The sequence below is a fragment of the Chryseobacterium sp. SNU WT5 genome (genome assembly GCF_007362475.1).
Classification (GTDB): domain Bacteria; phylum Bacteroidota; class Bacteroidia; order Flavobacteriales; family Weeksellaceae; genus Kaistella.
Map to the genome: position 1 here is coordinate 2,337,962 of NZ_CP041687.1, position 15,019 is coordinate 2,352,980.

16 protein-coding genes and 1 tRNA gene are annotated in these 15,019 nt (G+C 37.3%); all 17 read left to right on the forward strand.

Annotation, left to right across the window (positions count from 1 at the left end; genetic code table 11):
* The first annotated feature begins 73 nt into the window (after positions 1-73).
* A complete protein-coding gene (locus tag FNJ88_RS11085; protein WP_143853181.1) occupies positions 74-688 on the forward strand; it encodes a hypothetical protein in 615 nt (204 codons plus the stop codon).
* Complete coding sequence (locus FNJ88_RS11090; RefSeq protein WP_143853182.1) at positions 672-1,343, forward strand: hypothetical protein; 672 nt, start codon at positions 672-674, stop codon at positions 1,341-1,343. The genes FNJ88_RS11085 and FNJ88_RS11090 overlap by 17 nt, the downstream gene beginning before the upstream one ends.
* Positions 1,344-1,369: 26 nt before the next feature.
* A complete protein-coding gene (locus FNJ88_RS14345; RefSeq protein WP_185145817.1) occupies positions 1,370-1,540 on the forward strand; it encodes a hypothetical protein in 171 nt (56 codons plus the stop codon).
* Positions 1,537-1,818, forward strand: a complete 282-nt coding sequence (locus FNJ88_RS11095; protein ID WP_143853183.1) for a hypothetical protein — start codon at positions 1,537-1,539, stop codon at positions 1,816-1,818. Before FNJ88_RS14345 ends, FNJ88_RS11095 begins: the two co-directional genes overlap by 4 nt.
* Entirely contained in the window at positions 1,815-2,252 is a 438-nt protein-coding gene (locus FNJ88_RS11100) for a hypothetical protein (protein WP_185145818.1), read from the forward strand. Before FNJ88_RS11095 ends, FNJ88_RS11100 begins: the two co-directional genes overlap by 4 nt.
* Positions 2,253-2,313: 61 nt before the next feature.
* A tRNA-OTHER gene (locus FNJ88_RS14350) sits at positions 2,314-2,389 on the forward strand.
* Between the two features lie 187 nt (positions 2,390-2,576).
* Positions 2,577-3,002 (forward strand): hypothetical protein, encoded by a 426-nt coding sequence (locus tag FNJ88_RS11105; RefSeq protein WP_143853185.1) that lies wholly within the window; start codon positions 2,577-2,579, stop codon positions 3,000-3,002.
* A 106-nt stretch (positions 3,003-3,108) separates the two neighbouring features.
* Positions 3,109-3,366: a hypothetical protein gene (locus FNJ88_RS11110; protein ID WP_143853186.1), complete on the forward strand. Its 258-nt coding sequence runs from the start codon at positions 3,109-3,111 to the stop codon at positions 3,364-3,366.
* A gap of 180 nt (positions 3,367-3,546) precedes the next feature.
* Positions 3,547-4,128, forward strand: a complete 582-nt coding sequence (locus tag FNJ88_RS11115) for a hypothetical protein (protein WP_143853187.1) — start codon at positions 3,547-3,549, stop codon at positions 4,126-4,128.
* Complete coding sequence (locus FNJ88_RS11120) at positions 4,128-4,400, forward strand: hypothetical protein (protein WP_143853188.1); 273 nt, start codon at positions 4,128-4,130, stop codon at positions 4,398-4,400. The genes FNJ88_RS11115 and FNJ88_RS11120 overlap by 1 nt, the downstream gene beginning before the upstream one ends.
* The gene (locus FNJ88_RS11125; protein WP_143853189.1) at positions 4,397-4,888 is read left to right on the forward strand and encodes a hypothetical protein; all 492 of its coding nucleotides are present in this window, start codon (positions 4,397-4,399) and stop codon (positions 4,886-4,888) included. The genes FNJ88_RS11120 and FNJ88_RS11125 overlap by 4 nt, the downstream gene beginning before the upstream one ends.
* Positions 4,888-6,318: a hypothetical protein gene (locus FNJ88_RS11130; protein ID WP_143853190.1), complete on the forward strand. Its 1,431-nt coding sequence runs from the start codon at positions 4,888-4,890 to the stop codon at positions 6,316-6,318. The genes FNJ88_RS11125 and FNJ88_RS11130 overlap by 1 nt, the downstream gene beginning before the upstream one ends.
* Complete coding sequence (locus tag FNJ88_RS11135) at positions 6,318-6,887, forward strand: hypothetical protein (protein ID WP_143853191.1); 570 nt, start codon at positions 6,318-6,320, stop codon at positions 6,885-6,887. Before FNJ88_RS11130 ends, FNJ88_RS11135 begins: the two co-directional genes overlap by 1 nt.
* On the forward strand, positions 6,884-9,202 hold the full coding sequence (locus tag FNJ88_RS11140) for a hypothetical protein (RefSeq protein ID WP_143853192.1): 2,319 nt from the start codon (positions 6,884-6,886) through the stop codon (positions 9,200-9,202). Before FNJ88_RS11135 ends, FNJ88_RS11140 begins: the two co-directional genes overlap by 4 nt.
* A gap of 1 nt (position 9,203) precedes the next feature.
* Positions 9,204-13,592, forward strand: a complete 4,389-nt coding sequence (locus FNJ88_RS11145; RefSeq protein WP_143853193.1) for a tape measure protein — start codon at positions 9,204-9,206, stop codon at positions 13,590-13,592.
* Positions 13,589-13,792 (forward strand): hypothetical protein, encoded by a 204-nt coding sequence (locus tag FNJ88_RS11150; protein WP_143853194.1) that lies wholly within the window; start codon positions 13,589-13,591, stop codon positions 13,790-13,792. Before FNJ88_RS11145 ends, FNJ88_RS11150 begins: the two co-directional genes overlap by 4 nt.
* 97 nt (positions 13,793-13,889) lie before the next feature.
* Complete coding sequence (locus tag FNJ88_RS11155; protein ID WP_143853195.1) at positions 13,890-15,011, forward strand: Clp protease ClpP; 1,122 nt, start codon at positions 13,890-13,892, stop codon at positions 15,009-15,011.
* Positions 15,012-15,019: the final 8 nt, after the last annotated feature.

Below are 15,019 nucleotides of genomic sequence, written 5' to 3' on the forward strand. Positions count from 1 at the left end.
CAAGATTATTTAATAAATTTACAATTCTAAACAATTGAATTATACCTAATTCTAACCAAAAAAAACAAAGTCAATGAAAAATGAAAACGTTCAAAAAGCCGTAGCAATTCTTGAAGAAGCAAAAGACTACGCCCTGGAAGAGTTGAAAAGCGAAGCCATGTTAGGCCTTCGTGTTGCTAATACAATGCAAACCTTGATCAATGGATTGAAGCACGTCGGTGGATTTGCTGGAGAGGTAACCGGTACTGTTGATTCTACAAATTCCGTTCAACCTGCTAAAACCTTCATGGGTTTAGATCTTGGTGAATTGGAAAAAGAACAAGTTCCGGCAAAGGTTGATGTTCCAACGGATGAAAAAGAGGCCTTTAAGCAGAAAGTAACAGAACTGCATGCTGGATTCTTTGGCCGTGACGAAAAAGAACTTCAGGAAGCATTGACGAGAGAAGAACTTTTGGGAGTTGCGAAGTTATCCGGAATAACCGTTCCTGATCCGACCAAGCAAAACGTTACTCTGAAACTAATCCGAGAAATCAAAGAAGCCATGGAAGATAAAGCCAAACTGGATGAAGAAAAAGCCGCCAAAATTCGAGAATTAGAAAACCAAGGATCAGAAGATTCAGAAGGTGAAGGCTCAGAAGGTAATGATATTCCCAACGCTGGAGACGGAGCCAATGAAAATCAATCATAACGGTAAATCCTACAATTGTCCTGCTTCATTGAGCGAAATAACCTTGAAGCAGGTTATTGATTTTCAATTGCAATACGGAAAAGATTTAGAAACATTTCTAAGCAAAGCGGATCCGGATAATGAATTAGAGTTCTTTGAAATCAAAATGGATATGGCTTGTAAGTCGGTTTCATTCTTTACCGGGATTCCTTTGGAAGAAATTTACAAAACGGATATCACTCATGTATTTTCGATTTTCGACAATGCTCTCGCTCCGATTTTTCAACCACAAGAAGAAAGAACCTTGTACGAGAATTATCATTTTAAAAACGAACTGTGGACCATAGCAAGCCCGCAAATGACTTTTGAAAATACAATGACTTTCAATGAATTGATTCTTGGCAAAGTGATCACCAACGATATGAAAAACTTTGCAGCCGGAAAGTTCGAAGCGCTTCAAAGATTGGCCGTTGTTTATTTCCGGAAAGTAGATGAAAAGTTAGACGAAAGTTGGTTGAGTGAAGAGTTCGAACAAAGCGAAAGATTAAAGATGATGGCAGACTTGCCTATGGATATTGTTTTAGATATCGCTTTTTTTTTGCAAAGTTCGATGATTGCCTTTCTTCAAAGTTCTCTGTTTTCGGGAAATCAAAAGGAAGTAACGGACCCAATTTAACAAAGCATTTTGAAAAATGGGGCTGGATGAGTTTCATGATTTACGTTGCTGAAAATGCGAGCGTTTTTTACAAGAGTAACGGACAAAGCAATTTAGACAACATCAAAGAAACCAAGGCTTATGACATCTTGATCTGGTCGAGTCACCAGAAAGATTTTGACGAAAATATTAACGAATACTACGAAAGTAAGAAATGACAACAATTCACAAATACACTATTCCCTACGAGTTTAATGAACTAAGTATCCCAGAAGGTGCCGAAATACTGTCAATGCAATTGCAAAATGGAATTCCTTGTATTTGGGTAATGGTTGACACGGATCAACCAAAAATAAAAAGAAAATTTATGATCGTAGGAACTGGTAAAGAATTACACCCATGTGTATTACATACTTTTATTGGGACTTATCAATTAAATGAAAAAGGATTGGTATTTCATGTTTTTGAAATTCCAATGCACAATAAGAAATCATGAAGCGACTAGCTTCCTTTTTAATGATAGGAGTATTAATTACTTCTTTCACGTGGGCCGGGGCAACCATTCCCGACACGAAGGAAAATTCAAAAACCGAGTTCGTCTCGAGTAAAATGGTAAACGATCAAGAAGTTCAATTGGTAAAAATCTTCACAATGCAAAAAGCAGCACAACCCACCAGCCAGTATCAAGTTTTCTGTGATACGTTCGACATGAAAGGAGAGGTCAAAATTCACAAGACTGATGACGGTACCCAAAAATTATTGTTATCGCTGACTTCGGAAGATGGAGAAAAAACGCAATCGGTTTCACTATTTAAAGAAGATGCAGAAATGTTGGCCCACTTTATAAACAAAACTACACCGTATCTGAAGAAGAGACAACCTAAGGTCCCCAAGATTCATGATCTGAAAGATCGAAAGGTCTGGTCCTAAAGAATATAACGACTTATAAAATCAACAATCCGAATCATCTCGGTTCGGATTGTTTTAAAATGGGAAAGTAGTTCAGTTGGTTAGAATGAGTGGATATTTAATATCCCGGGTCATTGGTTCGAGTCCAATCTTTTCCACACCTGCAAAAGTTGACAGCACGGAAAGACGTGCATTCATGGTTATTAGTTTTCCCGGTTTTTCGTCATAGTTAAGCCGGTTTTTTTTAAAAATGAAATTATCAAAACAACAGCGAGAAGAGTTCGCAGCGACTTATTTAAAAAACAGACTTTCAAAAAATAATTATAAACCCAAAACTAAAAAAGTATGGATCAAAAAGATTTCAGAGCCGAATTCGAAAAGCAGTTAAAGAAAACCACTTTTCCTAAAGATCAAATAATTGAGGACGTGATCGCCCATTCGTTCGCCATGTTCAATGCAAAATCATTGCATGACTTGAATATCAACATCAAAGATTACAACGATGTGTTGAAGTCGATGAGCGTTGAAGATCTTTCCCTTTACGAAATGTCGCATATTCTTAATAATCTTCCGGGAATGTCGGCAAAAGATTTAGGACTAACGATCAATGAATATACAGCCTTGATGTTTCAAGTCGAAGAAATGGGAGAGCGATGGAATGTGTTGATGAAACCGATTCAAGACAAATTGGTAGATGAGATGAACCGAGAAGCGGCGAAAACGACCAAATCAAACGGTAAAAATGTGAATCCCAATTTAAAAAGAAGGTGATGACAAAAGAGAACAAAAATATAGCAATTGGCTGCGGTGTGATTATCACCGTGGCTTTGGCGTGTATGGCATTCGGAGGTTTGGGAGTTTATTTCTGGATGCGATAATGATTAATATTTTCCACATAGCAAAAGGATGGTTCAGTTCACTGATCTATGCATCCGAAAAGCAGAAGAAACTTTCTGCTGAAAGAATGGCGGTTTGCGAAACCTGTCCTTTTGCTGTGGAAACTACTTTCACCAAAATACTACCGAATGAAGCATTGGAAGAAAAAAAGAAAGCCTGCAAGTTCTGTGGCTGTCCGATCTACGAAAAGAGTTTGGTCAAAGAAGAAAAATGTCCGATGAATCTTTGGAAGCGATGATATGGATGGGGAAAAATGCGGTGGAAAAGTCATCTATCAAAGTTGGCGCGCAGCCAAAACAGAAGTCAATAAAATAAAACGAACCAGCCACCGAAAGAAAATCCCGAAACGGGTTTATTTCTGCCGGTTCTGCAAAGGCTTTCACATGACGAGCCTTCATAACAAAAAAAGACCAGAGCAATGAATGAACTTAATATTTATACGCTATTTCAAAACATATTCTCACAATCCGCTGTAATCGGCGGACGGTTTTCTATCGCAACTGGGTACGGCTCCAGCCTTGATGATGAGAAAGTCGGCGACTACATTATCAATACTTTAAAACCAAAGAAATATCCTTTGGTTGCTTTATTTCCACCAATAGATTTTCCTAAAGAAAGAGGCACAGAATATAAAATGAAAATGGTTTTCGTGGTTCAACAAGGGAACGGATCATTTGGCATTAAATATTCTTTGGCCAATAATACAACTGGTCATCCGATCATTTACGATTGGAAAGATATGCGGGAATGCGCCTTGAATTTTATCAATATTCTTGATAAAGTTTCAAAATTAACACCTCGACTTTTCTCAACATCGCTGGATATGGTAGAGCGGTTTTCTTATCTGGGAACTTCAAAACTTTCAGGAGTTGCCATTTCATTTGACATGAAGGTGATTGAAAATACTAATTGTCAAAACAGCGAGTATCAGCACCTCGATAAAGATTCTCTTTCAATTTTATTAAGCACCGACGATATTCACCCACAACACCAACACTGATGAGTTATTTAAAAACCTTGGCTATGCAGATTCCGGACAGAATCAGAAGTGAAAGATTACTTACTGAGGCTGACCCGATCAAAAATGCCAAAGCAAATAATATGGATGAGCACATGATCTTACTTTCTAAGATCTGGTTTACTTACATAGAGCCTCACAAAGAAGCGAGCAATTGTCCTTTGTGCCTCAATAATGTTCTGTCAAGTTTCCGGAATCTAAAACCTGCATTAATGGAGTTAGAAGTTTCTTATCAAAAACTTAATTATTTATGAACGGCGAGATCATTTTAAAAGAAGCGGGCGAAAAACTAAACAAGATTCTCACCCAAGAATTAAGGGATCAAGGTCATTACTTGACTGGATCATTGGAGGCATCTATAAACAATTCTTTCCGGGTTGAAAAAATGAATCGGAAATATGTTTTACGCGGTTTCGCCTTGGATTATTCTATTAGTTTGGATCAGGGATTAAGTCCAAGAAGTAGCAAACTACCTTCTGTAGATGATTTAAAGAAATATTTTTTACTAAGAGGTTTACCACCCATTCAAGCGCAAGAAGCGGCTTTCTTAACCGCAAGAAAACATAAAAAAGAAGGAATGTCAACCGCTGCATCTTCACAGTTTTCCAACACAGGTGAAAGGAAAAAATTTATCTCATTGTCCTGGGAAAAGGCCGAAAAGATCATTGATAAAATCATCGACGGAAAAACCGATAAAATATTTGAATTTGAAGTCGCTAAACAAAAATCTGAAATCATATAATGCCAGCAATCATAACCCAACAACCGACTGCCAATCAAATACTATCTGCTTATAAACCGATGGTCATTGCATGTACCGCAACAACATCAACCGGTGGAGTTCCAACGTTAGTCCTTTGCGATGTATATATTAATTCGGTGTATTACCGGACCTTTTTCAGTTCAAAGGCGGACAAGGAAGGTAAATATACTTTTGATATTCAGGATGCAGTTCAGGAAAGATTAACGTATTTCATCCCACCAATCGATGGTAATAAAATCGAAATTAATAACTCATCATTAGTTGACATTGTTGTTAAGTTGCGAACTTCAAAACTAAATGCAAGTGGTCTTAATGAATTTGAACAAACGCCACCCATTCCAGGGACTGATGATACATTACCGAGCACTGGTCAAGGGGTGTCGTCAAATAAGTTTTTTGCATTAAATATTTTGATTCAGAATGAAGAAAATCAGGATATAATTTCACTGTGTAGCTCATTTAAAACCAATGATTGGAATAATGAAGCCATTCCGCTAACAAGAAGAAATAAAATAAATTTCCTCACAGCTGATCAAAGTTCATACTTTCCTTTTTTGAGTGATAAGGATATCAGAAAGGTGAAATTATTTGCAAAATTAAAAGGCTCAACTGATTTCCAGGAATATGAAAGAGAGATTGTTTGGGCTGATGATATAAACGAAGTTTCTAATCCCCCGACTATCAACATAAAATGGCTGACTAATGATAGTTCAGAAACGATAACTCCAAAAGTTTTTGATTTAAAATTTGGAGCATTTGTTCCAATTAAAATAAAAACCTATCCCGAGGATCCAGATAGTGACATTGAAAAAGTTGAATTATTCAGCAATACAAATAATGCTGGTTGGATCTCTTTGGGAGAATTAGCTACAAACATTTTTGATATTAACACATTGACTGTTGGTAAATATCAATACAAGGCTATTGTTACCGATAGTAAAGCAAATTTCGCAGAATCAAATATACTGATTTACGAAATCAAGGATACAACTCCAGCACCTGGAACAATAACCTTGGAAGATTTTGATAATGTCGTTGCAACTGGTGGCTTGTATTCTACCAGAGTTAGGCCTATAATTGGAGAACCGGATCGTTTTATAACTTTTTATTCTATCGATTTAGGCATGACTATTAAAAATTTCTATGAAAGCAAAGGCATGATTGCATCCGAATTAAGGATAAAATTTACAGAATTATTTGATTATAATTCCTGGAGGTACAATAATACCGTTGTCACAGAATCTAATTACTCCAGTACAGAAGTGATGCCCTCACAGCTGACTCAATTTAATTCCGATAGTGAAATTGAAGAAGTCGGCACTGCGCAGATTATCCACGAATTTCAAATCTATCATACCGCTGATCCACTACAAGTTTTCACCAATTATCTACAAATGCAATTTGATTAATGAAAAAAGTACAACAATTACCAGAAGGTGCAACCAATCTTAAAGATTTCTTTCCAGAAGTCTATTTCCCCGATGTTGAAGAGTGGAAGGTTCAGGCAATCGATGAAAACAATGAAGTTATAATGACCTCCCGGCTGAATAAAAAAGAATGCTGTTGTGATATCAGAATTCATTTTGTGAATTCCATGGGTCAGTTAGATGCTTTGAATTTCCGTCATCTGGAAAGAATGCAGGAATCAAAATCGGGAGTATGGGAAAAACCACAGTCGAGAAACTTTGACGTTACCAAAGGCGGCCGTTATCGTCAGAATATTACTACCGAAGATCAGTTTGAACTGGAAACCTCTTTTTATCTTGAAAGTGAATTATCATATATAAAAGATTTCGCCAATTCGCCGATGCATTTTATTGAGTATGATATTGAGAATGGTTTCCAAAACTCACTTCAAAAAAACTACGTTCCTTTTTTAATTCAGGAATGCAAAATACCGCAGAAAGCCAAAGATATTTTTGAATTCCAAATTCAGGTGAAAGGTCAATTGTCTAATCAAAGAATTAATTTCCGATGAAAGATTTAAAAATTTATCTGGAGGAAGAAGAGTTGGATTATGATATTGCATCTGGTGATTTTCCTGTAACCATTGATTATGCTTTTGAAGATGCTTCTGATTTTCAGAAAAAGAAAGGGAGTGAAGCGTTAGATATTAATCTTCCTGGCACACTCAGAAACCAACAGATTTTAAATTCGTTTGGAACCAACGCTGTTGTCGATGTTTCTGCAGATCAAAAAAGCAAAAATATAAAGCCGTTGCGAATTCTCGCTTATGGTGATGAGGTTTTTTCAGGTAAAGCAATTACAAAAGGAGCAAAAAAACAGCATGGTCGAGTAACAGGATTTAAAATAAATGCATTCGGTGGGAATTCTGATTGGATTCTGGCTTTGAATGATACTACACTTTACGATTTACTGAAGCATATAAGTCTCGATTTTACGAAGCAAAACATTATTGATTCGTGGGCTTATGATGGCAGAAATGAAAATATGCCTTTTGTTTTTGCTCCGGTAAAATATGCCGTTCCTTTAGATTTTGAAGGCGGGGATGATCGCATTTATTCTGTTGAGAATATGAAACCCAGTATTTCGCCGTACTGGATTATTTATTGGGCTTTTAAAAGTGTTGGGTATTCTATAAGATCAGAATTTTTTAATACCGATTATTTCCGTCGCCTGACAATGCCTTGGACTTGGGGCGCGTTTCTTACTTCTGAAGGTACAAAATATGATATTCACAAAATTGAAGCGAAAAGTCAGTATACTTACAGAATTGAAGGCGATCTCTATCAAGAGATTGATTTCAATGTTTCCAAAGAGCTCGCTGATAACAATTCAACAATTCCTGGTGGAGACTATTCCTACATTTCACCTCGTATGGTTTGGAAATATAATACGCCACATTTTGGTTTACTGAAATCCAGATTTGGAATTGATATTAGTTTTGATTCCCTCGTTGACATGGGGAGTTATTTCTATATTTATGTGAATTGGTTTAAAAATGGAGTGCATATAAAGGAGAAATTAATTAATTATGTTAAAGCTCCGGCCTTTGGACGACGTGCAGACGCCGGTGTGGTTTATGATTGGTTTGATGTTGAAATTAATCCGAATGACACTATTGAATGTAGCATTGTGGTCAATTCTAAAGAAACAAATACAGCGACTGTTTGCAGATCAAATATTTCTGTTCTTTCATTCAAAACAGAATTTTTTAAAATACCAGAAGGTGGTACTGTTGATTTTGATAATTATTTGGGGCTTCAAAAATACAAGTTTTTAGATTTCTTCAAAGGGATTATTGATACGTGTAATCTTTCTTTTGCAACCCACAATGCAGAAAAAACAGTTCTCATTGAGCCTACTCACCCATATTCGTTAACCAACAATTTAGCGACCGTTTCAGGTGGATATTTCAATAATCAAACGCTCAACTGGACCAATATTGAAGACGTAGAAAAAGAAAGTGAAATCATTCTTTACTCAGATGCAGCGCGGGAATACGTCTTTAAATTCAAACAGGATTCTTCAGACGGTGCATTGAAAGTAGTTCAGGATCGAAATAAAATTCTCTTAGGATCCAGCAAATACGTTTTCTCCGAAAGATTCAAAGATAAAACCGAATTCGAAAACCGTTTTTTCAGTCCAACCATGCATTATTTCTGTAATGATTTTCAAGATGTCACAGGTATTTCACCTCAAATGGTTTGCCTGGTTCCAGAAAACATTTCTAATACTTCTTCCGGTGAAGCTCAAAATATATTCGAACCGAAATTATGTTATTACAAAGGCCGCGTTTCGGGTGTTGGTGGTTGGCGTTTAAAGGATCAGAAAGGAGTTACAGAAACCTATACGGATTTTCCATATATGTTCGCTGTTAATTACAAACCGGGCGGAGAGAATGATCCTTGCCTCTCCTATACCGATGAAAGGATAGGCGATAGCAAAAGCTCACCAATCGCTTTTGGATTGATGAAACGCTTCTTTCTCCAAAGGCTCACCATTATGAATCATGGCGTTTGGAATTACACCAACTTCAAGATCACCAACAGTCATATTTCGAACTGGTTTCATCGGGAGCATATTACAACTGATGGAATTCGTTGGGAAATCATCAACGTAAAAGCGTTTAACCCGCTCAACAACGATAGTACGTCGGTAACTTTGCGCCAGTGGTTTCCGGTATCACAAAGAGATATCGACTTTTCATTTCCCAGCAACGATAGTGTAAAATCGGGAAAAATAACCAGCAATAGTAATTCGGGTTTTGACATGCCTTACAATCAGTTGATCTGTCTGTACGGTGATATACCACGAGAAATAAAAGATTAAGATGGCTAAGATTGAAAAAATTTACCAGATCACTCTGGACGGTGAACAAACCTTGCTCCAAAAAATGGACGCGGTTAATAAGACTTTTGAGAATACGAAGAAACTTTTTCAAAATGTTAAGGCGAGTTCGAAAGGGATCTTCGGAAATACTGAAGAATTAACCAAAGAGAAATTGGAACTAGAGAAGGTGACTGTAGAACTCGTCAAACAGCAATCTGAATCAAAAAAACTTCGTGCTGAAACCATCGCCCTTCAAAATTCTAAAAGAGCGCTGACCAATGAAGAATTGAAGAATCAGCAGGCGACCGCAAAAACCTACGAGGCTTATCAGAAACTTAACCGCCAATATCTAGAAGCGAAGAAAAACGCTCTGGGTATCGGCGCAACTTATGGTATAAATTCCCAACGGTTTCAAAAAGCAACAGCGGAATCACAAAAATATTATCAACAAATGCTCGCTCTTAATAAAGCGCAGGGAGATTTCAGATTGAACGTCGGTAACTATCCAACAGCAGCTGTTCGAAATTTTGCAGAAACTTTTAATCAGAGTTTCACAGATATGAAAGGACAATTAGCCTCATTTGCGTTGGGTTATTTGTCTTTTCAGGCTGCATTGAATGTCGGTACTAGAATCAAAAACGATGTTATTGCTTTCGATTCCTTAAATAAATCAATTGAAGCAGTTTCTGCTAAAACAGGTGATTATGCATTAAATCAGGAATTTCTTATTGATGTTTCAGAACGCCTTGGACAAAAAACCTTAGATGCCAGCAAAAGTTTTAAAACATTTTTCGCAGCCTTTACAGAGTCGGGAGGTGGAGCACAGCAGGCGAGAGATATTTTTGAAGCCGCTGCGGAATCTTCCGCGAATCTTAGATTAAGCCAGGAACAAACCAATGGTGTAATGCTTGCATTTGGACAAATAGCGTCCAAAGGAAAAGTTCAGGCTGAAGAACTACGTGGACAGATCGGGGAGCGTGTTCCTGGAGCATTTGGAATTGCAGCGCGTGCCATGGGAATGACTACCGCAGAATTGGATAAAGCGATGAGTAAAGGTGAAATTTATTCGAAAGATTTCCTTCCAAAATTTGCAAAACAATTAAAACTATCTTTCGGTACCGGCGGTGAAGCTGTTCAAGGTTTACAAGCAGATTTGAATCGACTAGATAATATGATCGCTAAAGTCGGTAGCAATAAAAGATTCATTTCTTTGGTAAGCACAACTGTTTCTGTAATCATACTTTTAGCACAAACTATCGGTAAAATTCCTTTTTCTGTTTGGCTTTCCTTTGTTGGATTATTAACGTTTGCTTACTACGCCAAATTACAAGCAATCGCAGCAAATACGGTCGCTATTGGTGCATACATTATCAGAATGGGAGTAGGTAACGCCTTAATCGCAACCGCGATGGTTTTGGAAAATGCGCACGCTTTAGTTTTGGGTATTGTTAATGGCGCTTATACCGCTTTGATATTCACCATGAATCTTTTTGGAATTTCAACCGCACGTTTAAGAGCTTTGGTAATGGGGCTAAATCTTACTTTAGCAGCAACACCTTGGGGAATTGTCATCGGGTTGCTTTTTGCCGTGGGTGCTGCAACAGTTGCATTTGCAAATTCAACAGAAAATGCCACTGGAAAACTGAAAGCGCATGGAAAAGCCTTGAAAGAAAACGCCGCTTTAATGAAAGTTACGGCCGAAATCAACAAACAGGTTTCCGATACTATTTCTGGTCAAATGGGAAAACTAGAAAGATTAACCGCCATTATAAAAAATAATGCGAATTCTCTTGATACCAAAAAAAGAGCAATGCAGGAGATCATTGCCATTGATCCTAAATATCTGGAAGGTCTTACTTTGGGTAACTTCCATACCGCACAGGGAACAAAAATTTTAGATGATTACAAAACCAAATTATTAGAAGTTGCAAAAGCCAAAGCAGCCGTGGCCATCTACGATAAAAAAGCCGCTGAATTATTCGAAAAAGAAATTACCCTTTCCGATGCAGAGAAAGAAGCTGATAAATATGTTAAGTCTGATTTCTGGTCTAAAAGGAATTTTGGTGAAACATTCAAATCAATGGGTGCAGATATTGGCATTGGAGATGGTAGTTCTGTTGATAAACTAAAAAAACAACGCTCAGAAATACAAGGCCTGAAAGAAGACTTGAATCAACTTGGAAATGTGATTGCTGGTAATTCTAAAAAAGGAATCAATCCAGATGATCCAATTTTGGGCGGTGCTGCTGCTGGAAATGTAGCAGCCAATGCAAATTCTATTAAAAGGCTTCGTGAAGAAATTGATGCGTTGAACAAAGAGTTTGAAGATGCAACTATTGGGTCTAAAAAATACTACTCCGTTCAGTCACAATTAAAGAATAAACAGGCAGAATTGGATCGATTGATTGGGAAAAATGGCAAAGGTTCAACATCACGAGCTTACCGTGGTTCTAGATTAGATGGTTATCAAAGAGATTACCTAAAAGATCTTGAAGCCAATCGCGATCGTGAACTTGCAATTATCGAAACCAAATTCCTTAAAGGTGAAATCCTTGAAGAAGATTACATCACAAAAAGCTTGACCGAAAATCAGAAGTATTTCACCAAGAAAATCGCCTATTTAAAAGGGGGCAATGCAGAAGAAAGAAAACAGGAAGCCCGCGCCATTTTAGATAAAATAAAAGCGGAAAGCGAGGCTAATGATAAACTTTACGCGATCTTCAAAAAACGAAATGATCAAGAACTGAAATTGGCAGAAGATAATGCAAAGGACCAATTAAATAAAGTTCTGAACGATCCGTACGCGACCGATTTACAAAAGATAGAAGCCCAAAAAACCTACTACAACGAAAGTACGTCTGCGCAGATTATTTACAATCAAAAAATGATTGATCTTGAAAACGATTTAAGTAAAAAGATGATTGAAGAGGTGAGTGATCGGAGTAGAGTTCTTCAGCAAAAATTAGATGAGGAAAATAATAATAATCTTCAGTCCAGAATTGCATCAACTAGGGCCACAATAGATCTTATTGATGAGGGATCAGAATATCTTGAAAATCAAATTGAAATTAAGGGAGCCATACTGCGTCGTAATATTCTCAACGACAAATCACTAACGCAAGAGCAGAAAAAAATCGATCTTCAAAGATTGTCAGCCAAGTTAGAGTTAGATAATACCAATATAGAACTTGGGAATGTAAATGCACGACTCGCAATTTATAACATGGAACTAGGTCAAAGAAAACTGACCAACAATGAGATGCGGGAGTATAATCGTTTATTAAAAGAGCGAGGTATTTTACAAGGTTCTAAAGCCAATCAGGAAACAAACTTACAACGTTCAGGATATTCTCCGGGAATGCCAGGCTCCGGAACCTCGGGACTTGCTTCTTTCTTCAAACAAAGAATGCAGGGTTCTGATGGCACTTTCAGTATTGGGAAAGATAAGAACGGTGCAGATGTCGATGGTTCTGAATTGCTAGGAGAGGTTCTAGCGCAGTCATTCGAAACCGCCACTTTAGCAATGAATAGTTATTTTGATGCAGAAAGAGACCGAATTGAAAAATCAAAGGAACTCGCCTATAGTAAAATTGAATTAGAACGTGACCAACAAATGAGATATGCTCAATCTGCTGGTGAACGTGAGGCTATAGACAAGGAAGCTGCGCAGAAAAAGAAACAAGCAGATAAAGAAGCCGGTGAACGATTGAAGAAAGTTAAAAAGCAAGAACTAAAAGTTGCCTTGGCAATGCAATTAGCAAACATTGGCGTTGCAGCTGCTCAAAATCCTCTAAATGGTATTACTTTAGGAGCAGCCGGCATCGCAATGTATGCTGCTTTAGCAGCGTTGGCGTTCGGTCAGTATTTTATAAATTTATCTGCAGTGAATTCTGCTCAGTATAAAAAAGGTGGACAGTTCCTCGGTCAAGGTGGACAGTTAAGAGGACCATCTCACAGCAACGGTGGAATGCCCGTTTATAATCCACAAACCGGACAAAAAGTTGCAGAAATGGAAGGCAAAGAAGGAATAATCAATGCCCGGACAATGGAAGATAAAAATATCTATTCCGTTACCGGTACACCTTCACAAATTGCAAGTCGTATCAATGCAAATGGTGGTGGTGTAGATTGGTTTGGTGGTGCAACCATGAAGAAATTCGCTTCCGGTGGTATCTTTAATTGGAATAGAACGCAACCTCCAATATTCAATTCTCAGATTTCTAAGTTTGAAGACAAAGCAGACAATTACAATTCTGATCGTTTGAACCGGATCGAAGAAAATATGGAAACACTTTCACGTGAAGGATTTAAGAAAGTAGTTTTAAATCCAAATGAAGTCACCGAGTACCAAAAAGAAAAGAATAAGCAAACCGAAATTGGAACATTATGAACGTCGTAGATTACACCAATATAGCCTTGCGCCTTGCGCTTGAAGATTTTGAGAAGTTCTGTAAAATGAGCGGCGCAAATATGAATCAATTACGAGTTTGCATAGAACGGGAACGTGGTCTTTCTCTCCAGCAGATTGCCAATAAGTTCAACATTCCGAAAGGCACCGTTAACGACATCTGCGAAAGATGTTTTAAATAAGTAAAATCAAAAGCGTTTGTAAAATCCAAACGCTTTTTGTTGTATAATATACAATCGTTTCATTTTACTTCTACTTTTGTTAAAGAAAGTACAACTAATGAAAAAACTACCGATTTTTAATTACCATATAGAGAATAAATCCGCTGATAGGCTAGATGTTTTTATTGATGGAACTATCGTAGATGCGGAGACGAAAGAATGGTTATCAGAATGGTACAATGAGCATTCTTCGGTTTCATTCAAATCTTTCCGTAATGAAGTCATTTCTTCTGGGATCAAAAATATCAGAATTACTATTAATTCTTTTGGAGGTCAAATCGGCGACGCAATGGCAATGCATGATTTCATTCAACAGTTGGAAAACGACGGTTATGATATTGAGACCATAGGAATCGGAATGGTTTGCAGTGCTGCAACTTACATTCTTTCTGCTTCCAAAAATTCAAAGATTTCCAAAAACGCTTATTACATGATTCATAATGTTTCTGGCGGCGTTTGGGGTGATGTAAATGATATTGAAAAGTACGCTCAAAGTTTAAGAAAATTCAATAACAACATCAGAGATTTCTATTCCAATTTAACAGGCAAAACAGCTGATGAAATTGAAAATTGGATGAATGAAGAAACTTGGTTTTACGGCAAAGAAGTAACCGATAATGGTTTTGTAAAAGAAACTATCGGTGAGTCTAATGTTTCAAATGCAATCAATAAAAATGATTGGGCTTTCAAAAACCAAAATCCGCTTAATGTTTACAATTCTTTCGTAAACAAACCTTCCAACGAAAACTTAATTCAAAATTTAGATATGAAAAATTTAGCAACCCTTATTGGTGTAGCTGTAAGCAACGCCTTTAGTAATCACATCGTAACACCAAAGCCCGCAGAAGGTGCGGAAGGTGCAACGCCGGAACCAGTAACCAACGAAGCATTGACTAATGTAATCACCAATGCACTCGCAGAAATCAAATTTGACGAACATATCACCAATGCGGTGATTGAAATGTTTAAAGATGGTTTGCCAGAAAATATGGTAACACAAATTACCGATGCCGTAAAACCTGCCGAAGCAGCTCCTTTAAATCTTGCAGAAAATGAAGATTACAAAGGCTTGATCAATCGTGTTTCAGAGGTTGAAAAAAAGATCCTTAACGGTGTTGGTGCAGTTCAGCCTCCGAAAAACGAGGACAATGAAAAGTATGCAGGTGTTTCATTCGATTAATTCTTAAA

Bases quoted from the DNA above. Each gene is read 5' to 3' on its own strand.
- FNJ88_RS11085 (WP_143853181.1), top strand. From the start codon at position 74: ATGAAAAATGAAAACGTTCAAAAAGCCGTAGCAATTCTTGAAGAAGCA.
- FNJ88_RS11090 (WP_143853182.1), top strand. From the start codon at position 672: ATGAAAATCAATCATAACGGTAAATCCTACAATTGTCCTGCTTCATTG.
- FNJ88_RS14345 (WP_185145817.1), top strand. From the start codon at position 1,370: ATGAGTTTCATGATTTACGTTGCTGAAAATGCGAGCGTTTTTTACAAG.
- FNJ88_RS11095 (WP_143853183.1), top strand. From the start codon at position 1,537: ATGACAACAATTCACAAATACACTATTCCCTACGAGTTTAATGAACTA.
- FNJ88_RS11100 (WP_185145818.1), top strand. From the start codon at position 1,815: ATGAAGCGACTAGCTTCCTTTTTAATGATAGGAGTATTAATTACTTCT.
- FNJ88_RS11105 (WP_143853185.1), top strand. From the start codon at position 2,577: ATGGATCAAAAAGATTTCAGAGCCGAATTCGAAAAGCAGTTAAAGAAA.
- FNJ88_RS11110 (WP_143853186.1), top strand. From the start codon at position 3,109: ATGATTAATATTTTCCACATAGCAAAAGGATGGTTCAGTTCACTGATC.
- FNJ88_RS11115 (WP_143853187.1), top strand. From the start codon at position 3,547: ATGAATGAACTTAATATTTATACGCTATTTCAAAACATATTCTCACAA.
- FNJ88_RS11120 (WP_143853188.1), top strand. From the start codon at position 4,128: ATGAGTTATTTAAAAACCTTGGCTATGCAGATTCCGGACAGAATCAGA.
- FNJ88_RS11125 (WP_143853189.1), top strand. From the start codon at position 4,397: ATGAACGGCGAGATCATTTTAAAAGAAGCGGGCGAAAAACTAAACAAG.
- FNJ88_RS11130 (WP_143853190.1), top strand. From the start codon at position 4,888: ATGCCAGCAATCATAACCCAACAACCGACTGCCAATCAAATACTATCT.
- FNJ88_RS11135 (WP_143853191.1), top strand. From the start codon at position 6,318: ATGAAAAAAGTACAACAATTACCAGAAGGTGCAACCAATCTTAAAGAT.
- FNJ88_RS11140 (WP_143853192.1), top strand. From the start codon at position 6,884: ATGAAAGATTTAAAAATTTATCTGGAGGAAGAAGAGTTGGATTATGAT.
- FNJ88_RS11145 (WP_143853193.1), top strand. From the start codon at position 9,204: ATGGCTAAGATTGAAAAAATTTACCAGATCACTCTGGACGGTGAACAA.
- FNJ88_RS11150 (WP_143853194.1), top strand. From the start codon at position 13,589: ATGAACGTCGTAGATTACACCAATATAGCCTTGCGCCTTGCGCTTGAA.
- FNJ88_RS11155 (WP_143853195.1), top strand. From the start codon at position 13,890: ATGAAAAAACTACCGATTTTTAATTACCATATAGAGAATAAATCCGCT.